The organism is Pseudomonas sp. W17 (assembly GCF_040268305.1).
In the GTDB taxonomy this organism is placed as follows: domain Bacteria; phylum Pseudomonadota; class Gammaproteobacteria; order Pseudomonadales; family Pseudomonadaceae; genus Aquipseudomonas; species Aquipseudomonas protegens.
This window is the reverse complement of the sequence record NZ_CP158490.1, coordinates 3405307-3425351: the sequence shown is the minus strand read 5'-3', so window position 1 is coordinate 3425351 and position 20045 is coordinate 3405307. Positions and strand designations below refer to the sequence as shown.

Sequence of the window (20045 nt, the reverse complement as noted above, 5' to 3'; positions counted from 1 at the left end):
TTTCGCCGCCCCCTACCCTCCTTGATTTCCGAGGGGGCGCAACTGCCGCCATGGCAGGGAAAGCCCATGATCTACATGCTTCAATCTCCGGCCCTGGGCCTGCCAACGCCCAAGCACCGCACCCTGAAAGCCGCCGCTGTGGCCCTGCTGATGCTGGGCGCGGCCGCCAGTGCCCAGGCCGACCAGCAACAGGACTTCTGGTACGTACAGACCAGCGTGTACACCAACCACTGGAGCAACGACCCCGACCACAACAACCACCAGGACCTGATCGGCCTGGAGCGCAACTACGCCGACGGTGAACTGTGGGGCGTGAGCACCTTTCGCAACTCCTTCTCCCAGCGTTCCTACTACGCCTATGTCGGCAAGGCCTGGGAAAATGCCGACTGGCCGGTTTACGCCAAGCTCAGTGGCGGCCTGATCCAGGGCTACAAGGGCGACTACAAGGACAAGATCCCGCTGAACCACTTTGGCGTGGCGCCGGTGCTGATCCCGGCCATCGGCACCCATTACGGCCCGTTGGGCGCAGAGCTGGTGGTGCTGGGGGCCGCGGCGGTGATGGTCAACGTCGGCTACCGCCTCTGAGCACCCGGCCCTCGCACAATCGTACAAGACGCCTCTGCACTCCCCTTCCTAGACTCCCCGCTGAATGACCACCGCGCCGCGGTGGCCCGGCGTTGCCATCGTTGCCAGTCCCGGCACACTTGGAAAGGGATCTTCCAATGCACGGTTTTCAACCCTGGAACCCGCAGTTCTATATCAACCCGCTGTACCTGCCGGCTTCCGGCGATGCCCCGCACCAGGTGTTCAACCCGGACACCCGCGAGCCCATCGGGCTCAACCCCAGTTGTACCAAGGACGATGTGCACACCGCGGTGGCGGCGGCCAACGTTGCCCACACCCTGTGGCGCCTGCTGGATACGGATCAGCGTCAGGCGCTGTTGCTGCAACTAGCGGACAGCATGGCCGCCGACAGCGAACTGAACCGGCAGATCATCCGGCAGATGACTCGGGAACTGGCGCTTTGCGTGGCCGAAGCCCGGGCCGAGCTGGATCACTGCGCAGCCGTGTTCCGCTATTACGGGGCACTGGCCGACAGCGATGTCCCGGCCCCGAGCCCGAGCGGTGCAGCGCAGTGCCGGCTACGGTACGAGCCCTATGGCGTCAGCGTGCATATCCTGCCGTTCACCCTGGGCATTGCCCTGCTGGGGCGCACGTTGGCCGCGGCCCTGGCGGCCGGTAACAGTTGCCTGGTCAAGCCGGCGCAGAACGCCAGCCTGTCCACCCTGGCCTTCATGCAGCACTTCGCTGGCCTGCCGGCGGGGCTGGTCTCGTGCATTCCCGGGGACGCCGCCACCGGGCAATGGCTGCTGCAGTCCAGCGGCACCCATGCCGTAGCCTTCACCGGCAGTGTCGGCGCTGCCAGCGCGGTGGCGGTGACCTGCGCCGAACTGCTCAAGCCCTGTGCGATCGAGAGCACCGGCCGCGGCGCGATGATCGTTGCCCAGGACGCCGACGTCGCGCTCGCCGCCGCCTACGGAGCTCGCGCCGCCTTCAGCCGCGGTGGCCAGAGTTGCCTGTCGATCCAGCATTTTTTCGTCGAGGCGCAGGTTCATGACCAGTTCGTCCGGCACTTCATCGAGCACACCCGCCACCCGGGCCACGACTCCAGCAGCGCTGTGCGGCCGCTGATCAGCCAGGCCGCACGGCACAAAGTCCGGCGGCTGGTGCGTGACGCCCTGGCCAAGGGCGCCGCACTGCTGGCCGGAGAACAGGCACTCGAAAACCCGCTGCCCGGCAGCCTGCAACCGCCGGTGATCCTCACCGAGATCGACGACGACATGGTCATCACCCAGGAAGAGTGCCTGGGCCCGGTGGCTGTCATCCGACGGGTGAGTGACCTTGGCGCAGCCGCGCAACTGGCCAACGATTGCCCGGCAAGCTTTGAGGTGACCCTGTTCAGTAAAGATCCGGCGCACGCGGTGCAGCTGGCCCAACGCTTACTGAGCGCCCGGGTGCGGATCAACCCGCCGCCCGTGCCGAACCACCCCGACAGCGAGCACCACTGGACCCTGTCGCAATTGGCCGGCGACCTGTCTCCCAGGGCCCTGGATGCTTTTCGGCGGCCCAAGCGCCTATTGCTCGGTGCTGCAGCGGCCCCGGCCACGCAGCAGGCGCCGGTGCAAGCCTTTGCCGCAGGGCTGCCCGAGTGATGAGCCAGAGGTTGGAAGAGCACGCGGCGACGGTGCTCCTAGGCTTATTGTTGGTCTTCGCAGCCCAGGCCCTCGCGCTGGCTTTTTTCATCCGCCAGGCTCTTGCCGGTGCGGGCCATGACCCGCCGCTGCAAGGCTCGCAGCTCGGCGCCATCAAGGCGCTTGCAGCTGTTGATTTCCCAGGTATCGCCCGTGTTCAGGCTGACCGAGAACAGGCCCCAGTACTCGGTGGCCCCGGCCTTGGGGTCGTTGTAGCCGAGGCTGAAGTCGTAGTACCCGGGATGGGGCGGCTTGCCGTTTTCGTCCTGCAGGTCGCCGTCGATGAACACCCCGGGGCGCTGCAACTGATAGTCCTGGTGCTTGAGGGCCACCCGCAGGACCTGCTCCGCCTGTTCGCGGGTCAGGCCGCTGTCCTTGATCCGCGCCGGCTGCAGGCTATCGGTGGCGCAGGCCACCAGTGTGGTGCAGGCCAGGGACAGGCCAAGCACCCAGGAAGGACTCTTGAGTTTCAGCACGCCATGCGCCCTCTGACCGCGATGATGATGTCCGCCAGGTAGCGGGCGAAGCCATCCCGGCCGCCGGTCTTGGCGTTGCCGGTGTTGTAGCCGCTGCGTACCAGCGCCTGGGCGAATGCCATGGGGTCACGCTGGCCACGTACTGCCGTGCCAAAGCTCGAAGCAAAGGACTGGGCGGACTTCTGGAAGGAGTCGAACTTGGCCACCTTGATGCTGGCGTTGCCCAGGGGCGCCTCGGCGCCGATCTGCAGGGGGGCCGGTGCGTGCATGGAAAAGTAGTTGTTCAGTTCCCGGGCAATGCGCCCGGTGCCGTACTGGCTTTCCTGGGCGGCCAGGCCCAGCAGGTTTTCCACCGGCAGGTCCAGCTGGTCGGCAATCGGCTGGCACACCGCCTTGTACTTGCTGACAAAGGTCACGGCACTGATGTTGTTGCAGAGTCTGGCGCTCACGTTTGTTCCCTCGGTTGACCGGTCAATTCCATTTACTGCGGTTTTCGCCGCGTGATTATAAAGCAACCCGGGGCCCACGCTGTCGAGTGCGTCACAGCCTGAAGGCAGACGCGTTGACCGGCTACTGCGAGAACCTCCTGGCATCACGGGAATTCACCATAAATTTGACGATTTTTTCTTGTTTGCCGCTCTACATTGCGCGCAGTTTTCATTTGCAAATGATTCCTATTGTTCGAGCTGCCCGACGGCTCGATTCTTCCGGCTTGATGCATCCAAAAACCACCGCAGGAGCTGCCTTCTCCATGACCCCACGTATCCCCTCACGCTTGAAAGCCGGCCTGCTGGTCGGTGCCTTGCTGACTGCCGGCCATGCCTATGCGGCCGATGCCGACGGCCTGCTGGTGTACAACGCCCAGCACGAAAGCCTGACCAAGGCCTGGGTCGAAGGCTTCACCCGGGACACCGGGATCAAGGTCACCCTGCGTAACGGTGATGACAGCGAAATGGGCAACCAGCTGGTGCAGGAAGGCCAGGCTTCGCCGGCGGACGTGTTCCTCACCGAGAACTCGCCGGCCATGGCCCTGGTGGACAACGCCGGGCTGTTCGCCAAAGTGGCGCCGACCACCCTGGAGCAAGTGGCCGCTGCCTATCGTCCAACCCACGGCAACTGGGTGGGCATCGCCGCGCGCTCCACGGTGTTCGTCTACAACCCGGCCAAGCTGCAGCAGGCCAACCTGCCCAAGTCCCTGCTCGACCTGGCGAACCCAGCCTGGAAAGGCCGCTGGGCCGCATCCCCTGCCGGAGCCGACTTCCAGGCCATTGTCAGCGCAGTGCTGGAACTCAAGGGCGAAGCCGCCACCCTGGAATGGCTCAAGGGGATGAAGAGCAACGCCAGCCTCTACCGGGGCAACAGCGCGGTGCTCAAGGCGGTCAACGCCGGCCAGGTGGACAGTGGTGTGATCTATCACTACTACAGCTTCGTCGACCAGGCCAAGACGGGGGAAAACAGCAAGAACACCGCCCTGCACTACTTCAAGCACCAGGATCCAGGGGCGTTTGTCAGCCTTTCCGGCGGTGCGGTGCTGGCTTCCAGCAAGCACCAGGAGCAGGCCCAGGCTTTCCTCAAGTGGATCACCAGCGCCAAGGGCCAGGCAGTGCTCGGTAGCGGCAAGTCCTTCGAATACGCGGTCGGCCTGGGCGCGCAGTCCAATCCCAAGCTGGTGCCCCTGGCCGAGCTGGACGCGCCCAAGGTTGACGCCGCCAGGCTCAACAGCAAGAAAGCCGTGGACCTGATGACCCAGGCCGGCCTCCTGTAAAGCCATGGCCGACGACCTCTCACGCTTGCCCGCCGGGGACACGACCCGGGTCGCTGCGGCGACCCACACCGGCTATCGCCGCCACGGGCCGGGGCGGCGGGCCGCTCCCTGGCTGTTGGGCGCGGCGCTGCTGGTGTCGCTGTGGGCGCTGCTGCCCCTGGGATTTGTCGTCGGCATCTCGATCCAGACCGGTTGGTCGACCATCGCCGAGCTGGTGCTGCGCCCGCGAGTCGCACAGCTGCTGGGCAATACCTTGTTGCTGCTGGTGCTGACCCTGCCGCTGTGCGTGCTGCTGGGGATTGCGCTGGCCTGGCTGACAGAACGCAGCGACCTGCCCGGGCGGCGCATCTGGTCGCTGCTGGCCGTGGCGCCCCTGGCCGTGCCGGCGTTCGTCCACAGCTATGCCTGGGTCAGCCTGGCGCCCGCGCTGCACGGCTTGCCGGCGGCGGTGCTGGTGTCGGTGATTGCTTACTTCCCCTTTGTCTACCTGCCGGCGGCGGCCACCCTGCGGCGGCTGGATCCGGCCCTGGAAGACGTGGCCGAGGCCCTGGGGCTCGAACCCTGGGCCCTGTTCCTGCGGGTGGTGCTGCCACAGTTGCGCCTGGCCGTGGGCGGCGGCGCATTACTGGTGGGCCTGCATTTGCTGGCCGAGTACGGCCTATACGCAATGATCCGCTTCGACACCTTTACCACCGCCATCTACGACCAGTTCCAATCCACCTACAACGGCCCGGCGGCGAACATGCTGGCGGGCATCCTGGTGCTGTGCTGCCTGGTGCTGCTGGGGGGGGAGTCCGCCAGCCGTGGCCAGGCGCGCTATGCCCGGGTCGGCTCGGGCAGCCCGCGGCCCCAGCGCATCCAGGCCTTGTGCGGCGTGGCCCGGTCCGCCGGGCTGTTGCTGGCGGTGCTGACCAGTGCTCTGGCCCTGGGCGTACCCCTGCTGACCCTGGGCAACTGGCTGCTGGCCGGCGGCCTAGAGGTCTGGCAGGTGCCGGAGCTGCTGCCCAGCCTGCGCCAGACCCTGATGCTGGCCAGCCTGGGGGCGCTGTTGACCACCTGTGCGGCGATCCCCGTGGCCTGGCTGTCGATCCGTGCCCCGGGGCGCCTGCTGCGGCTACTGGAAAGCTGCAACTACATCACCAGTTCCCTGCCCGGCATCGTGGTGGCCCTGGCCCTGGTGACGGTCACGGTGAAATTTGCCAGGCCGATCTACCAGACCAGCTTCACCGTGCTCCTGGCCTACCTGCTGATGTTCCTGCCCCGGGCCCTGGTCAGCCTGCGGGCGGGTATCGCCCAGGCACCGGTGGAGCTGGAAAACATCGCCCGCAGCCTGGGCCGCTCGCCGCTCCAGGCGCTGTGGCGGGTCACCCTGCGCCTGGCGGCACCGGGAGCCGCAGCCGGCGCGGCGCTGGTATTCCTGGCCATCAGCAATGAACTGACCGCGACCCTGCTGCTGGCGCCCAACGGCACCCGCACCCTGGCCACCGGCTTCTGGGCCAGGACCAGCGAGATCGACTACGCCGCCGCGGCGCCCTATGCCCTGATCATGATCCTGCTGTCCCTGCCGTTGACCGGCCTCCTCTACCATCAATCCAGACGTACGGCGGGCCGATGAACGCTCTCGAACTCCACGCAGTGCACAAATCCTTCGGCGGCGTGCCGGCGGTGCAGGACATCAGCCTCAGCGTGCCCGCCGGCAGCCGCACGGCTATCGTCGGCCCTTCGGGCTCGGGCAAGACCACCTTGCTGCGAATGATCGCCGGCTTCGAGTTTCCCGATCGCGGGCGCATCAGCCTCAATGGCCAGGTGCTGGCGGACGCTCAGGGCGCGGTGCCGGCCCATCAGCGGCTGATTGGCTATGTACCCCAGGACGGCGCACTGTTTCCGCACCTCAACGTGGCGGCCAATATCGGCTTCGGCCTGACGGGCAAGAACCCGCAGAGGCAGCAGCGCATTGCCGAGCTGCTGGACATGGTGGCTCTGGATAGCAGCCTGGCCGCCCGTTGGCCCCACGAGCTTTCCGGCGGCCAGCAGCAGCGGGTTGCCCTGGCCCGGGCCCTGGCGCAGCGCCCGCGGCTGATGCTCCTGGACGAGCCCTTTTCCGCCCTCGATACCGGCCTGCGGGCCTCGATGCGCAAGGCCGTGGCGCGGCTCCTGGCTGAGGCCGGGGTGACCACTATTCTGGTCACCCATGACCAGGCCGAGGCCTTGTCCTTTGCCGACCAGTTGGCAGTGATGCGCCAGGGCCGGCTGGTGCAGGCCGGTGCGCCGCTGGAGCTGTACCAGCACCCGCGGGATGCCCAGACTGCGCTGTTTCTCGGCGAGGCCGTGCTGCTGCCGGCGCAGCTGGACCAGGGGCTGGCCCAATGTGACCTGGGGCAGGTGCCGATCCGCGATCGCTCGCTCAAGGGCTCGGCGCGGATCATGCTGCGCCCCGAGCAGCTGCAGGTGCTGGCAGACGACGGCGATGGCGCCGGCAGTTGCCCGGGAGTGGTCAGGGACTGCGACTTTGCCGGCAACACCTGCACCCTGAGCATCGGCGTGGCCGGTGCCGGGGGCCATGAACAGCTGGTGCCGGTCCGCAGTTCCGGCCTGCATGCGCTACCGGTCGGCAGCCGGGTGCGCATCCGCACCCTGGGGCATGCCCATGTGCTGGGGGCGGCCCCTGGTGCTTGAGTGAAGGATGCTGCCCTTGATCATGGTCACGCGCGGCAATCGCTCCGATACTTCAGCCATGCCGCTGTACAGCGTGGCTACCGGCTCCACCTTGAACAAGGAATGAACCATGACTGATTCTGCCAGCCAAGCAGAGGAATACCTGATGATGCAGGCCGCGCACTGGTGCATGCGCCTGCGCGAGGCCGATTGCAGCCTGGCCGAGCGCCGGGCATTCGAGGACTGGCTGCAGAGCGACCCGAGCCATGCCTTCGAGTACGCGAAGATGCTGGAAGCCTGGGACCTCACCGGGCAGTTGTCGCCCACCCTGCCCTCGCTCTGACCCTGCCACGGCCTACAGATCGAAGCGGTCGATGGCCCGGCGCCGCTCGTTGTCATCGCGCAGGTCATAGCTGGCGGTGGTCTGGATGTTGCTGTGGTGAGCCAGTTTCTGCGCCAGCGACAGGTCGTGTTCCTCGATCACCCGGGTGATGAACGAGCGCCGGAAATCATGGGGCATGATCCGCACGCCCACCTGGGCCCCGCGTTGCCGGGCAATGTAGTAGATGGCGTGCTTGGTGATGCGCTCGCGAGTGATGTGCCCGCCCCGGCGGATGCGGTTGAACAGAAACGGGTCGTCTACCAGGCCCGCGGGCAGATGCCGGCGGCGCAGCTCCAGCCAGGCCTGCAGCTTGTCGAAAGCCCAGGTGGGTGCGTACTTGATCAACTGACGATTGCCCTTGGCCAGCACCTGCAGGCTGCGCTCGCTGAAATCCACCTGGGCCAGGTCCAGGTTGACCGACTCGGACTTGCGCATGCCCGAGCCATAGAGCAGCGCAATCAGCGCTGCATCGCGCACGCCCTGGGGGCGCGGGTCGGAAGCGCACACGGCCATCAGTTCATGGATCAGGCCGCGCTTGAGGTTGCGTCCGCGGGCCAGGCGCGTGCCGCTGATGGCCTTGACCGAACGCATCTTCAGCAGGTGGTCCTGGCTGATCAGGCTGGCCCGCCACGCCTCGTTCATCACCCCGCGCAGGGCATTGACGTACAGCGATGAGGTATTGGGCGCATAGCCGTCTTCGCGCAAGGTGGCCACCAGAGCCGTGACATGCTCGGGTTGCAGCAGGTGCCAGGGGATTTCCTCCAGGTTCTGCTCGGCGTAGCCCAGGCGGTCGGCGGCGTCCTGCAGCACATAACGCAGGGTCGACTGGCTGGAGGGGGCCAAGCGCTTCAGGTACAGGCTCAAGGGGTTGGGCGCGTCAAGGCCGGCGGCGCGGTCATGGCCCGGCGGGTTCATGGATGCTCCGCTGGGCAAGGTTGTACCGGGTAGCACCTTGGCGAGGTGAAAAAAACACTCCCGCAGGCCCCTTCAATACCCATTGAAAACTGGTTACAAAAGCCGCCAGGCCTGCGCACTTCGATAACTTTGGAAACAAACTGAACACTAGCTGTCTGGCTCGCAGAAAAACGGACTTTTACCTTATTTTTCATATTCGTTTCACAATTTTCGGCTTAATCTCAGCCCCCGACAGACAACCGTCCGAGTGCAGTTTGTTCTCAGGTTGTAAAGATAACACCTTGATCCACCTTTACTTTTCACAAACCTAGTCTTTACTGATTCGCTGCATGGAATGCCCTGTTGGCTCAATAACTGGATGCGCCTTGATGACTGCAAGACCTCCCCGCTTTCCATGAACTGTCCGTTCACCCGCAGCAACCCGTATTCCAGTAATTCGCATTGTGTAAACCCGAGGTAACCATGAACCAGGCTTTCCTTCCTTTCTCGCGCCCGAGTATTGGCGAAGAAGAGATTGCTGCAGTGGAGCAGGTTCTGCGCTCCGGCTGGATCACCACCGGCCCGAAAAACCAGGAACTGGAACAGCAGTTCGCCGAACGCGTCGGCGCCCGCCACGCCGTGGCACTGTCCTCCGCCACCGGCGCCATGCACATCACCCTGCTGGCCCTGGGCATCGGCCCCGGGGATGAAGTGATCACCCCGTCGCAGACCTGGGTCTCCACCGCCAACATGATCTGCCTGCTGGGTGCCACCCCGGTGTTCGTCGATGTCGACCCCGACACCCTGATGAGCGACGCCGCCACCATCGAAGCCGCCATCACCCCGCGGACCAAGGCGATCATCCCGGTGCACTACGCCGGCGCAGCCTTCGACCTCGACCCGCTCTATGCCCTGGCCGACAAGCACGGCATCGCGGTGATCGAAGATGCCGCCCACGCCGCCGGTACCACCTACCGCGGCCGCGCCATCGGCGCCCGGGGCACGGCGATCTTTTCCTTCCACGCGATCAAGAACATGACGTGCGCCGAAGGCGCGATGTTCGTCAGCGATGACGAAGCCCTGGCCAACCGCGTGCGCATGCTCAAGTTCCACGGCCTGGGAGTGGACGCCTACGACCGCCTGACCCATGGCCGCAAGCCACAGGCCCAGGTCATCGAGCCCGGCTTCAAGTACAACTTGGCGGACATGAACGCGGCCATTGCCCTGGTGCAACTGCAACGCCTGGACGAGATCAACGCCAAGCGTGAAGTGCTGGCCAAGGCCTACCTGCAGCGCCTGGAAGGCTTGCCGGTACAGCCCCTGCTCCTGCCCCAGTACCCGCAGCAGCATGCCTGGCACCTGTTCATCCTGCGCATCGACGCCGAACGCTGCGGCCTGGACCGCGAAGCCTTCATGAAAGGCCTGCAGGAACAGAGTATCGGCACCGGTATCCACTTCATTGCGACGCACCTGCATACCTATTACCGACAGCGCTTCCCTGAAGTGCAGCTGCCCCATACCGAATGGAATTCGGCGCGGCTATGCTCGATTCCACTGTTTCCGGACATGACCCTCGACGATGTCGAGCGGGTGACCGGTGCCATTGCAAACCTTTTGGACTGAAGCCTTTGAAACCTTATCCGATTCAGTTCGTGTCGATCGTGATCCCGGTCTACAACGAAGAACAGAGCCTCCCCGAGCTGTTGCGGCGCACCGAAGCGGCCTGCCGCCAGCTCAAGCACGAGTTTGAAATTGTCCTGGTGGACGACGGCAGCCGTGACGAGTCGGCGAACATCCTGCAAGCTGCCGCCGAGCGCGAAGGCAGCCCGGTAGTGGCGGTGATCCTCAACCGCAACTACGGCCAGCATGCGGCGATCATGGCCGGCTTCGAGCAGTGCCGTGGCGATGTGGTGATCACCCTCGACGCCGACCTGCAGAACCCGCCCGAGGAAATCCCGCGCCTGGTGGCTCAGGCCGAGCTGGGCTACGACGTGGTCGGCACCGTGCGCAACAACCGCCAGGACTCGGCGTTCCGCCGCTGGCCGTCAAAACTGATCAACCTGGCCGTGCAGCGTTCCACCGGGGTTGCCATGAGCGACTACGGCTGCATGCTGCGGGCCTATCGCCGCACCATCATCGACGCGATGCTGGCCTGCACCGAGCGCAGCACCTTTATCCCGATCCTGGCCAACAGCTTTGCCCGGCACACCACCGAGGTGCTGGTGGAGCACGCCGAGCGCGAGCACGGCGACTCCAAGTACAGCCCGATGCGCCTGATCAACCTGATGTTCGACTTGATCACCTGCATGACCACCACGCCCCTGCGACTGTTGAGCATCATCGGTTTCGGCATGGCCGGCCTCGGCGCGCTGTTTGCCCTGATGCTGATCGTGCTGCGCCTGATCTTCGGCGCCACCTGGGCCGGCGACGGCACCTTCGTGCTGTTCGCGGTGCTGTTCGTGTTCACCGGTGGCCAGTTCATCGGCATGGGTCTTTTGGGTGAATACCTGGGACGCATGTACAGCGACGTGCGGGCCCGCCCGCGTTTCTTCATCGAAAAAGTCTTGCGCAGCCAGCCTGCGGCCCCGGCCCCTGCTGTGACTGTCGACGGTTTAACTTCCACTCATACTGATCAGGTTTCGCCATGAGCAATAAAGCTGTTGTCTTCGCCTACCACGATATTGGCTGTGCTGGCATCGAAGCCCTGCTCAACGCAGGTTACGAGATCGCCGCCGTGTTCACCCACGCCGACGACCCCAAGGAAAACACCTTCTACGGCTCGGTGGCCCAGCTCTGCGCCCGCAAGGGCATTGCCGTGCATGCCCCGGAAGATGCCAACCACCCGCTGTGGATCGAGCGCATCGCCAAGCTCAACCCCGACTACCTGTTCTCCTTCTATTACCGCAACCTGCTGAGCGAGCCGCTGCTGGCCACTGCCAGCAAGGGCGCGTTCAACCTGCACGGCTCGCTGCTGCCGCGCTACCGTGGCCGCGCGCCGGCCAACTGGGTGCTGGTCAAGGGCGAAACCGAAACCGGCGTGACCCTGCATCGCATGGTCAAGCCTGCCGATGCCGGCGCCATCATTGCCCAGGAGCGTGTGGCCATCGAGCGCAGCGACACCGCGCTGAGCCTGCACCACAAACTGCGTGACGCGGCCGCCAGCCTGCTGCGCGACACCCTGCCGGCACTGGCCCAGGGCAAGATCACCGAAACCGCCCAGGACGAGTCCAAGGCCAGCTACTTCGGTCGTCGCACCGCGGCGGACGGCAAGATCGACTGGCAGCGCCCGGCCGAAGAGCTGTTCAACCTGGTGCGCGCCGTGACTCAACCCTACCCGGGCGCCTTCTGCGCCGTGGGCGAGCACAAGCTGATCGTCTGGAGCGCCGAAGTCGCCAAGGGCAACGAAGGCCAGGCCCCGGGCCGGGTCATCAGCGTCGACCCGCTGCGCATCGCCTGTGGCCAGGACTCCCTGGTGATCACCTCCGGCCAGCGCAACGCCAACGGCCTGTTCCTGGGTGGCCCGCAACTGGCCAACGAACTGGGCCTGGTGGACGGTTCCCTGCTGCGCGGCGCCGAATCGGGGCGCAAGCCACGTCGCACCCGCGTACTGATCCTGGGCGTCAACGGCTTTATCGGTAACCACCTGTCCGAGCGCCTGTTGCGTGACGACAAGTACGACGTCTATGGCCTGGACATCGGCTCCGACGCCATCGAGCGCCTGCGCAGCCATCCGAACTTCCACTTCGTCGAAGGCGATATCAGCATTCACTCCGAGTGGATCGAATATCACATCAAGAAGTGCGACGTGGTCCTGCCACTGGTGGCCATCGCCACCCCGATCGAGTACACCCGCAACCCGCTGCGCGTGTTCGAGCTGGACTTCGAAGAGAACCTCAAGCTGGTTCGCTACTGCGTCAAGTACAACAAGCGCGTGATCTTCCCGTCGACTTCGGAAGTCTATGGCATGTGCCAGGACAAGAACTTCGACGAAGACACCTCCAACCTGATCGTCGGCCCGATCAACAAGCAGCGCTGGATCTACTCGGTCTCCAAGCAGCTGCTGGACCGGGTGATCTGGGCCTACGGCGCCAAGGGCCTGAACTTCACCCTGTTCCGTCCCTTCAACTGGATGGGCCCGCGCCTGGACCGCCTGGACTCGGCACGCATCGGCAGCTCCCGGGCCATCACCCAGTTGATCCTCAACCTGGTGGAAGGCACCCCGATCCGTCTGTTCGACGGTGGCGAGCAGAAGCGCTGCTTCACCGACATCGCCGACGGCATCGAAGCCCTGGCACGCATCGTCGACAACGAAAACGACTGCTGCAACGGCCAGATCATCAACATCGGCAACCCGGACAACGAAGCCAGCATCCGTCAGCTGGGCGAAGAGCTGCTGCGCCAGTTCGAAGCTCACCCGCTGCGCGGCAACTTCCCGCCGTTCGCCGGTTTCCGCGATGTGGAGAGCAAGGCGTTCTACGGTGCCGGCTACCAGGACGTGGAACACCGCAAGCCAAGCATCGACAACGCCAAGCGCCTGCTGAACTGGGAGCCGACCGTGGAAATGAGCGAAACCATCGGCAATACCCTGGACTTCTTCCTGCGTGAAGCGATGCTGGAAATCGCCGACCGCGCCAAGCAAGAAGCACGCTGATGCAGGCAGGTCTGCGCATTGATGTCGATACCTACCGCGGCACCCGGGAGGGGGTGCCACGGCTGCTCGAATCGCTGGATGAAGCCGGGGTCAAGGCCACCTTCTTCTTCAGCGTCGGGCCGGACAACATGGGGCGCCACCTGTGGCGCCTGATCCGTCCGCAGTTCCTCTGGAAAATGCTGCGGTCCAATGCCGCGGGCCTGTACGGCTGGGACATTCTCCTGGCCGGCACGGCCTGGCCGGGTAAACCCATTGGCCGGGACCTGGGGCACTTGATGCGCCAGACCCTGGCCGCCGGTCATGAAGTCGGCCTGCACGCCTGGGATCACCACGGCTGGCAGGCCAATACCGGGCGCTGGAGCCAGGCACAGCTGGTCGAACAGATCCGCCGTGGCGTCGACAGCCTCAACGATATTCTCGGGCAAGCGGTGAGCTGCTCGGCGTCCGCCGGTTGGCGCGCCGACGAACGCGTCATCGAAGCCAAACAGCAATTCGGCTTTCGCTACAACAGCGACTGCCGCGGCCAGAGCCTGTTCCTGCCACGCCTGGCGGACGGCAGCCTGGGCGCACCACAGATTCCGGTGGACCTGCCGACCTTCGACGAAGTGGTCGGGCCGGTGGTGGCCGCCAAGGATTTCAACAGTTACATCCTCGACCGGTTCAGCCCGGACAAACTCAACGTCTATACCGTGCATGCAGAAGTAGAAGGGATTCTCATGGCCAACGATTTTCGCCAGCTGCTGGCCAGCGCCAGGCAGCGCGACATCCACTTCCAACCCCTGGGCGACATGCTCCCGGCGGATCTGGCCAGCCTGCCCGCGGGCAAGGTGGTGCGCGGTGCGCTGGAAGGCCGTGAAGGCTGGCTGGGAGTGCAAGGCGCATGACCAGACGTTGGGCTCTGCCGCTGCTGCTGATCGCGTTCGGCCTGTTCTACCTGCTGCCCCTGGCCACCCACGGCCTGTGGATTCCCGATGAAACCCGCTACGCGCAGATCAGCCAGGAAATGCTCCTGACCGGCAAATGGGCGTCGCCGCACTTCATGGGCATCCGCTATTTTGAGAAACCGGTGGCCGGCTACTGGATGATCGCCATCGGCCAGGCGCTGTTTGGCGACAACCTGTTCGGCGTGCGCGGGGCCTCGGCCCTGAGCACCGGCCTGAGCGTGGTCCTGGCCTACCTGCTGGCCCGGCGCCTGTGGAACGATCCGCGCAAGAGCCTGGCCAGCGCCCTGCTCTACATGAGCTTTACCGTGGTCGCGCTGCAGGCCGGCTACGCCAACCTCGATCCGCAATTCACCTTCTGGGTCAACCTGAGCCTGGTGGCGCTGTGGTTCACCTTCGACTGCCGGACAACCCGCGGCCAGGTGCTGGCCTGGGTGGCGCTGGGCCTGGCCTGCGGCATGGGCTTCATGACCAAGGGCTTTCTGGCCTGGCTGCTGCCGGTGCTGGTGGCCCTGCCCTACGCCATCTGGCAGAAGCGCCTGCGCTCGCTGCTGATCTATGGCGGCATCGGTGTGCTGGTGGCCATTCTCATCAGCCTGCCCTGGGCCCTGGCGGTGCACTCCCAGGAACCGGACTACTGGCGTTTCTTCTTCTGGCACGAGCACATCCGCCGTTTTGCCGGTGATGATGCCCAGCACGCCTCGCCCTGGTGGTACTACCTGCCGTTGCTGGTGGGGTTCAGCGTGCCCTGGGTGCTGCTGCTGCCGGCCGGCCTGAAGCAGGCCTGGCAACAGCGGCGCCAGAACAGCAGCGGCTTCCTGCTGCTGTGGCTGGTGCTGCCCCTGGCCTTCTTCAGCCTGAGCAAGGGCAAGCTGCCGGCCTATATCCTGCCGTGCCTGTTGCCCCTGGCGTTGTTGATGGGCAACACCCTGGTGGACCGCCTGGCTGCCGGCAAGACCCGGCTGCTGGCATTCAACGGCGTGCTCAACCTGGTGGCCGGCCTGCTGGGGCTGCTGGCCCTGGTGTACTTCCAGATGAAAAAGCCGGTGTATGTGGACGAGCCGCAGCACCTGGTGCTGGTGTATGTGTTGCTGCTGGGCTGGATCCTCAGCAACCTGCTGCAAGCCATGCGCCCCCTGACCCTGTGGGCGGCGCCGGCCCTGGGCAGCTTCCTGCTGGTGGCCCTGGCCCCGGCAGCGCTGCCCAACTCGGTGGTCTACAACAAGATCCCCGACCAGTTCATCATCGATCACGTGGCCGAGCTGGGCCAGGCCAAGGCCCTGCTGAGCAACGACCTGGGAGCTGCTTCCGCCCTGGCCTGGCGCCTGCGTCGCCCCGACGTGACCCTGTACAACACCGAAGGCGAAGTGAAATACGGCCTGGGCTACGAAGACGCTGCCGCGCGCAAGGTCGACCTCAATCAGGTCCAGCCGTGGATCGCCGAGGCCCGCAAGCAGGGCTCGATCGGCGTGGTGATGCGGGTCAAGAGCAGCGACGAGGAACATGAAGTCGAGCTGCTGCCCAAGGATGCCAAGCGCTACGAGCAAGGCAATATCGTGATCTTCATCATTCCCCAGGGCCAGCCATGAGCCTGCTGCTTTTGTTGCTGGCCTGCGGGCTGACCTGCCTGGGCCAGGTGGCGCAGAAGTTCGCCGTGGAAAGCTGGCGCGGCCGGCCTTCCAGCGCCCTGCAGAAACTGCGCTCGGGCTGGCTGTGGCTGGCTCTGTTCAGCCTCGGCCTGGGCCTGCTGGTGTGGCTCCTGGTGCTGCAACGCATGGAGGTGGGCGTGGCCTACCCGATGCTCAGCCTGAACTTCGTCTTCATTACCCTGATTGCCCACTTCGTGTTCCGTGAGCACATCGACCGGCGCCACTGGTTCGGCGTGGCCCTGGTGATCGGCGGCGTGCTGCTGTTGAGTCGCCACGCATGAGCCGGGCCAAGGGGTTTGCCTTCGCCCTGGGTAGCGTGGCCCTGGTCAGCGGCGCCCAGCTGGGCATGCGCTGGAGCATGACCCGCCTGCCCGCTCCGGATCAGTGGTTGCCGGCGTTGAGTGCCGGCAGCGTCGACCTGGCCGCCCTGGCGGTGGTGGCCGCGGCCATCGCCGCCTATGCGCTGTCGATGCTCTGCTGGCTGCTGGCCTTGCGCGACCTGCCGCTGGGCCGGGCCTATTCGCTGCTCAGCATCAGCTACGCCCTGGTCTACCTGCTGGCCGCCAGCCTGCCGTTGTTCAACGAACCTTTCACGCTTTCCAAAACCCTCGGGGTGGCCCTGGTCATCCTCGGGGTCATCACCATCAACTCTCGATCTGCACCCGCGACAAGTCCCAGGAATACCCCATGAAAATCAGTGTATTTGGAAGTGGTTACGTCGGCCTCGTACAGGCTGCCGTGTTGGCTGAAGTCGGCCACGATGTCATCTGCATGGACATCGACGAGCAAAAGGTCAAACAGCTGCAACAGGGACACGTGAGCATCTTCGAGCCGGGGCTGGCCAGCCTGGTCAAGGAAAACCTCGAAGCCAAGCGCCTGCACTTCACCCACGATGAAAAACTCGCGGTGCAGCATGGCCAGGTGCTGTTCATCGCCGTGGGCACGCCTTCCAGCGAAGACGGCTCGGCGGACCTGCGCTACGTGCTGTCAGTGGGCGACGCGGTGGCCCGCCACCGTGAGCAGCCGGTAATCCTGGTGGAAAAATCCACCGTACCGGTGGGCACGGGCGACACCTTGAAGGCCCACATCGAGAAGGTCCTGGATGGCCGTGCGCTGCAATTCGATATCGTCTCCAACCCGGAATTCCTCAAGGAAGGCTCGGCGGTCACCGACTGCCGCCGGCCGGACCGGATCATCATCGGCTGCGAGCGCGAAGAAGTGCGCGATGTGATGCGCGACCTGTACGCACCGTTCAACCGCAACCATGACCGCATCATGTTCATGGACCTGCGCAGCGCCGAGCTGACCAAGTACGCCGCCAACTGCATGCTGGCGACCAAGATCAGCTTCATCAATCAGATCGCCGAACTGGCCGAGCACCTGGGGGCCGACATCGAAGCGGTGCGCCTGGGCATCGGCGCCGACACCCGCATTGGCTACCACTTCATCTACCCGGGCTGCGGCTACGGCGGCTCGTGCTTCCCCAAGGACATGCGTGCGCTGATCCACAGTGCCCAGCAAGCCCACTGCTCCAGCGACCTGTTGCAAGCCGTGGAAGCCATCAACGAGCGGCAGAAGCACAAGCTGTTCGAACGCATCAAGGCGTTCTACAAGGGCGACCTCAAAGGCAAGACCTTTGCCCTGTGGGGCCTGGCATTCAAGCCCAACACCGACGACATGCGCGACGCCCCGAGCCGGGTGCTGCTCGATGCGCTGTTCGCCGCCGGTGCCCAGGTGCGGGCCTTCGACCCGGAAGCCATGCAGGAAACCCAGCGCCTGTACCCGGACGAGTCGCGCCTGATGCTCATGGGCACCCCGGAATCGGTACTGGTGGGCGCCGACGCCCTGGTCATCTGCACCGAGTGGCAGCAGTTCAAGGCACCGGATTTCGACCTGATCCAGCAGCGTCTCAAGGCGCCGGTGATCTTCGACGGGCGCAACCTGTACGACGCCGAGCGCCTGGCGCGCAACGGCTTCACCTACTTCCCGATTGGCCGCGGTGAATCGCGCAACCTGCCGATCCCCCACCAGCAGTGGTCTGCTGAGGCCTGAATGAACACCAGTCACTCCTCCCCTTCGAACACTCTTCTTTGGCAATCGTTGGGGCTGGGGTTGCTGGCCCTGCTGCTGTTCTGCGTCGGCGCCGACCACCAGTCGGCGATCGGCTTCGATTCGCGCTTCGTGCTGTTTGCCAAGGAAATGCTGCGCCACGGGCCGGGGTTCTTCCCCACCACCTACGGCCAGCCCTACGCCGACTACTCCAGCGCCTCGACCCTGCTGGTCTGGCTGTTCTCCCTGCCAGGGGGGCAAGTCACCAGCCTCACCGCCTGGTTGCCCACGGCCATCGCCTCGGCCTTGATCGTCAGCCTGATCTATCGCCTGTTGGCGCCCTATTCCCGCACCTGGGCCCTGCTTAGCGTTGCCCTGCTGTTGCTCAGCAACACCTTTATCAGTGAAACCCGCGCCGTGTCCCTGGACCAGATGCTGGCTGCGGTGTCCCTGGCCGTGTTCTACCTGGGCTACGCCCATGACCATTTCGGTACCCACCGGCGCCTGGGCTGGATCTTCCTCCTGCTGGTGCTGGGCTTTGCCATTCGCGGGCCCATCGGCCTGGTGATTCCCACCGGCATGCTGTGCAGCTACTACCTGCTCAATGGCCAGTGGCGGCGGCTGTTCAGCGTCGGTTTCAGCGCCCTGGCGCTGCTGGTGGCCTGCGTCGGCCTGCTGCTGTGGCTGGCCAAGCTCAGTGGCGGCCAGGCCTTCGTCGACGATGTCATCCGCATGCAGTTCATGGGGCGCATGGACGGCAGCGAAGGCTCCAGCGATGTCTTCTATTACTTCACCAGTTCCCTGGGCAACTACGCCCTGGCCTACCCCCTGGCGATCCTGGCGTGGCTGGCCGTGCTGCTGACCCGCGCCACGGAACAGGGCCCGGGCCTGAAACTGTTGCGCCTGTGCACCGCGGCCGGGTTGATCGTGATGATCGGCCTGTCGATTCCCCAGGCGAAAAAGGCTCGCTACCTGCTGCCGATGCTGCCCATGGCGGCGATCATTGCCGCCTATCCGTTCCAGGCCGGCCGCGGACGGCTGCTGGCCTGGCTGCGCGGGGCGATCCAGGGCCTGTGGCTGCTGCTGCCGGGGCTGCTGATCATCGGCTTGCTGGTGCTGCGGCGCAAATTCCCCGAGCAACTCGACTCGTTGACGCCGATGCTGCTGGTGCTCGGCCTGTTGCAGCTGTTGTCCCTGGGGCTGCTGTTCAAGCGCCAGTGGCGCGCCGTGGGCCTGGCCTACAGCGCAGTGCTGGCAGTCTGGGCCTGTTACATCGGAGTCTTCGAACCGGTGGAGCACCGTCTCTATGACACGCGCACCTTCAGCCACAGCGCCATGCAACTGATCGAGGCCGACCCGGCACCGGTGGTCCTGCACCGCATGGGCAAGGACGCCAAGGCCATCAAGTTCATGGTCAACCTGGACCGGGATCTGCAACCGCAGTTCACCGAAAGCCCAGGCGCCCTGGCCCAGGTACCCGGCCCGGCCTGGGTCATCCTCGATCAGAGCGACCTGGCCAGCCTGCAAGGCACGCCGCTGGTGGCACTTGAGCCAGTGCTGAGCGGGCGTTTCGACAAGAACGACTTCGTCCTCCTGCACCTGCCCGGGCCAACCGCCGCGCCCCGCTGAAAGCGTTGCACGGCCCCTGCCCGCTGCCTACACTCGCGCCCATGACTATTGAGATCCGCCGGGCGCGGGTGACCGACGCCGACTTTCTTCCCGCCATTGAAACCTGCGCTGCCGAACTGTTTCGCTCCGATGCGCAACTGGCCTGGCTGGCAGACGCCGCAGTGGCCGACGCACCGAGCCACCGTGCCAATATCCAGCGCCACCCGGTCTGGGTGGCGGTGACGGCGGATGACATCCCTTGCGCCTTTCTCAACGCCGAAGCCTGCGACCGGGAACTGCATGTGTGGGAGATTTCCGTCGCCCGCGGCCACCAGGGCCAGGGCATCGGCAAGCGCCTGCTGCAGGCGGCGCGGCAATACGCTCTGGAGCAGCAGCTTGAAGCCCTGACCCTGAGCACCTTCCGCGAACTGCCCTGGAACGAACCCTTCTACCAGCGCCAGGGCTTTGTCACCCTCGAACAGGCGCAACTGGGCCCACGGCTGTGCCAGGTGCTGGCCGATGAAGCCCGGTACGGCCTGCCCGCGGCGCGCCGCTGCGCCATGCGCCTGCCCCTGTAAAAAGCCGGTTGCGGAGCTGGCTGTAGGAGCTGGCTTGCCAGCGAAGGCGCCCTCAAGTGCACCACAAAATCCAGAGGCCTCTTCGCCAGCAAGCCGGCTCCTACAAGGGCCGTCGTACTTCAGTGCAAAATAAATGCACTGAAGC

Annotated in this window: 19 protein-coding genes; 16 read left to right on the top strand and 3 right to left on the bottom strand. The window is 65.2% G+C overall.

Going from position 1 to position 20045, the window contains the following annotated elements; genetic code table 11:
• Positions 1–150: 150 nt before the first annotated feature.
• Both ABCR88_RS15930 and ABCR88_RS15925 read left to right on the top strand, forming a co-directional pair.
• Positions 151–585, top strand: coding sequence for a hypothetical protein (locus ABCR88_RS15930; RefSeq protein ID WP_041120646.1), 435 nt, complete (start codon positions 151–153; stop codon positions 583–585).
• 137 nt (positions 586–722) lie between these two features.
• Entirely contained in the window at positions 723–2213 is a 1491-nt protein-coding gene (locus ABCR88_RS15925; protein WP_041118221.1) for an aldehyde dehydrogenase family protein, read from the top strand.
• Between the two features lie 44 nt (positions 2214–2257).
• Here the strand turns inward: ABCR88_RS15925 and ABCR88_RS15920 are convergent, their stop codons facing one another.
• Positions 2258–2728 (bottom strand): hypothetical protein, encoded by a 471-nt coding sequence (locus tag ABCR88_RS15920; RefSeq protein WP_011061324.1) that lies wholly within the window; start codon positions 2726–2728, stop codon positions 2258–2260.
• Positions 2722–3177: a glucosaminidase domain-containing protein gene (locus tag ABCR88_RS15915; RefSeq protein WP_015635634.1), complete on the bottom strand. Its 456-nt coding sequence runs from the start codon at positions 3175–3177 to the stop codon at positions 2722–2724. The genes ABCR88_RS15920 and ABCR88_RS15915 overlap by 7 nt, the downstream gene beginning before the upstream one ends.
• A 302-nt stretch (positions 3178–3479) precedes the next feature.
• Between ABCR88_RS15915 and ABCR88_RS15910 the strand changes: the two genes are divergently transcribed.
• From ABCR88_RS15910 to ABCR88_RS15895, 4 genes are all read left to right on the top strand, one after another.
• The gene (locus ABCR88_RS15910) at positions 3480–4493 is read left to right on the top strand and encodes an iron ABC transporter substrate-binding protein (protein WP_041118223.1); all 1014 of its coding nucleotides are present in this window, start codon (positions 3480–3482) and stop codon (positions 4491–4493) included.
• A gap of 4 nt (positions 4494–4497) precedes the next feature.
• Complete coding sequence (locus ABCR88_RS15905; protein WP_041118225.1) at positions 4498–6108, top strand: iron ABC transporter permease; 1611 nt, start codon at positions 4498–4500, stop codon at positions 6106–6108.
• Positions 6105–7169 carry an ABC transporter ATP-binding protein gene (locus ABCR88_RS15900; RefSeq protein WP_041118227.1) on the top strand — a complete coding sequence of 355 codons (1065 nt, stop codon included), beginning with the start codon at positions 6105–6107 and terminating at the stop codon, positions 7167–7169. Before ABCR88_RS15905 ends, ABCR88_RS15900 begins: the two co-directional genes overlap by 4 nt.
• 109 nt (positions 7170–7278) lie before the next feature.
• Entirely contained in the window at positions 7279–7491 is a 213-nt protein-coding gene (locus ABCR88_RS15895) for a DUF4880 domain-containing protein (protein ID WP_011061329.1), read from the top strand.
• Between the two features lie 12 nt (positions 7492–7503).
• Here ABCR88_RS15895 and ABCR88_RS15890 read toward each other — a convergent pair whose 3' ends face one another.
• Positions 7504–8445 (bottom strand): tyrosine-type recombinase/integrase, encoded by a 942-nt coding sequence (locus ABCR88_RS15890; RefSeq protein WP_011061330.1) that lies wholly within the window; start codon positions 8443–8445, stop codon positions 7504–7506.
• A gap of 462 nt (positions 8446–8907) precedes the next feature.
• Here ABCR88_RS15890 and arnB point away from each other — a divergent pair, with 462 nt between their 5' ends.
• Genes arnB through ABCR88_RS15840 form a run of 10 tightly spaced genes read left to right on the top strand, consistent with a single transcriptional unit; the run spans position 8908 to position 19900 of the window.
• Positions 8908–10047 (top strand): UDP-4-amino-4-deoxy-L-arabinose aminotransferase, encoded by a 1140-nt coding sequence (arnB, locus tag ABCR88_RS15885; RefSeq protein WP_350404862.1) that lies wholly within the window; start codon positions 8908–8910, stop codon positions 10045–10047.
• A 5-nt stretch (positions 10048–10052) separates the two neighbouring features.
• On the top strand, positions 10053–11072 hold the full coding sequence (gene arnC / locus ABCR88_RS15880) for an undecaprenyl-phosphate 4-deoxy-4-formamido-L-arabinose transferase (protein WP_053158563.1): 1020 nt from the start codon (positions 10053–10055) through the stop codon (positions 11070–11072).
• Positions 11069–13075, top strand: a complete 2007-nt coding sequence (gene arnA, locus ABCR88_RS15875; protein ID WP_350404861.1) for a bifunctional UDP-4-amino-4-deoxy-L-arabinose formyltransferase/UDP-glucuronic acid oxidase ArnA — start codon at positions 11069–11071, stop codon at positions 13073–13075. The genes arnC and arnA overlap by 4 nt, the downstream gene beginning before the upstream one ends.
• The gene (arnD, locus tag ABCR88_RS15870; protein WP_015635642.1) at positions 13075–13959 is read left to right on the top strand and encodes a 4-deoxy-4-formamido-L-arabinose-phosphoundecaprenol deformylase; all 885 of its coding nucleotides are present in this window, start codon (positions 13075–13077) and stop codon (positions 13957–13959) included. Before arnA ends, arnD begins: the two co-directional genes overlap by 1 nt.
• Complete coding sequence (gene arnT, locus ABCR88_RS15865; protein ID WP_350404860.1) at positions 13956–15605, top strand: lipid IV(A) 4-amino-4-deoxy-L-arabinosyltransferase; 1650 nt, start codon at positions 13956–13958, stop codon at positions 15603–15605. The genes arnD and arnT overlap by 4 nt, the downstream gene beginning before the upstream one ends.
• Positions 15602–15946: a 4-amino-4-deoxy-L-arabinose-phosphoundecaprenol flippase subunit ArnE gene (gene arnE / locus ABCR88_RS15860; protein ID WP_015635643.1), complete on the top strand. Its 345-nt coding sequence runs from the start codon at positions 15602–15604 to the stop codon at positions 15944–15946. The genes arnT and arnE overlap by 4 nt, the downstream gene beginning before the upstream one ends.
• Positions 15943–16356 (top strand): 4-amino-4-deoxy-L-arabinose-phosphoundecaprenol flippase subunit ArnF, encoded by a 414-nt coding sequence (gene arnF / locus ABCR88_RS15855; RefSeq protein ID WP_015635644.1) that lies wholly within the window; start codon positions 15943–15945, stop codon positions 16354–16356. Before arnE ends, arnF begins: the two co-directional genes overlap by 4 nt.
• A complete protein-coding gene (locus ABCR88_RS15850; RefSeq protein WP_011061338.1) occupies positions 16353–17717 on the top strand; it encodes a UDP-glucose/GDP-mannose dehydrogenase family protein in 1365 nt (454 codons plus the stop codon). The genes arnF and ABCR88_RS15850 overlap by 4 nt, the downstream gene beginning before the upstream one ends.
• Entirely contained in the window at positions 17718–19343 is a 1626-nt protein-coding gene (locus ABCR88_RS15845; RefSeq protein WP_350404859.1) for a phospholipid carrier-dependent glycosyltransferase, read from the top strand. It begins immediately after the preceding gene.
• A gap of 41 nt (positions 19344–19384) precedes the next feature.
• Positions 19385–19900, top strand: coding sequence for a GNAT family N-acetyltransferase (locus tag ABCR88_RS15840; protein WP_350404858.1), 516 nt, complete (start codon positions 19385–19387; stop codon positions 19898–19900).
• The last annotated feature ends 145 nt before the right edge of the window (positions 19901–20045 follow it).

Bases quoted from the DNA above. Each gene is read 5' to 3' on its own strand.
- ABCR88_RS15930 (WP_041120646.1), top strand. From the start codon at position 151: ATGCTGGGCGCGGCCGCCAGTGCCCAGGCCGACCAGCAACAGGACTTC.
- ABCR88_RS15925 (WP_041118221.1), top strand. From the start codon at position 723: ATGCACGGTTTTCAACCCTGGAACCCGCAGTTCTATATCAACCCGCTG.
- ABCR88_RS15910 (WP_041118223.1), top strand. From the start codon at position 3,480: ATGACCCCACGTATCCCCTCACGCTTGAAAGCCGGCCTGCTGGTCGGT.
- ABCR88_RS15905 (WP_041118225.1), top strand. From the start codon at position 4,498: ATGGCCGACGACCTCTCACGCTTGCCCGCCGGGGACACGACCCGGGTC.
- ABCR88_RS15900 (WP_041118227.1), top strand. From the start codon at position 6,105: ATGAACGCTCTCGAACTCCACGCAGTGCACAAATCCTTCGGCGGCGTG.
- ABCR88_RS15895 (WP_011061329.1), top strand. From the start codon at position 7,279: ATGACTGATTCTGCCAGCCAAGCAGAGGAATACCTGATGATGCAGGCC.
- ABCR88_RS15890 (WP_011061330.1), bottom strand. From the start codon at position 8,445: ATGAACCCGCCGGGCCATGACCGCGCCGCCGGCCTTGACGCGCCCAAC.
- arnB (WP_350404862.1), top strand. From the start codon at position 8,908: ATGAACCAGGCTTTCCTTCCTTTCTCGCGCCCGAGTATTGGCGAAGAA.
- arnA (WP_350404861.1), top strand. From the start codon at position 11,069: ATGAGCAATAAAGCTGTTGTCTTCGCCTACCACGATATTGGCTGTGCT.
- arnD (WP_015635642.1), top strand. From the start codon at position 13,075: ATGCAGGCAGGTCTGCGCATTGATGTCGATACCTACCGCGGCACCCGG.
- arnT (WP_350404860.1), top strand. From the start codon at position 13,956: ATGACCAGACGTTGGGCTCTGCCGCTGCTGCTGATCGCGTTCGGCCTG.
- arnE (WP_015635643.1), top strand. From the start codon at position 15,602: ATGAGCCTGCTGCTTTTGTTGCTGGCCTGCGGGCTGACCTGCCTGGGC.
- arnF (WP_015635644.1), top strand. From the start codon at position 15,943: ATGAGCCGGGCCAAGGGGTTTGCCTTCGCCCTGGGTAGCGTGGCCCTG.
- ABCR88_RS15850 (WP_011061338.1), top strand. From the start codon at position 16,353: ATGAAAATCAGTGTATTTGGAAGTGGTTACGTCGGCCTCGTACAGGCT.
- ABCR88_RS15845 (WP_350404859.1), top strand. From the start codon at position 17,718: ATGAACACCAGTCACTCCTCCCCTTCGAACACTCTTCTTTGGCAATCG.
- ABCR88_RS15840 (WP_350404858.1), top strand. From the start codon at position 19,385: ATGACTATTGAGATCCGCCGGGCGCGGGTGACCGACGCCGACTTTCTT.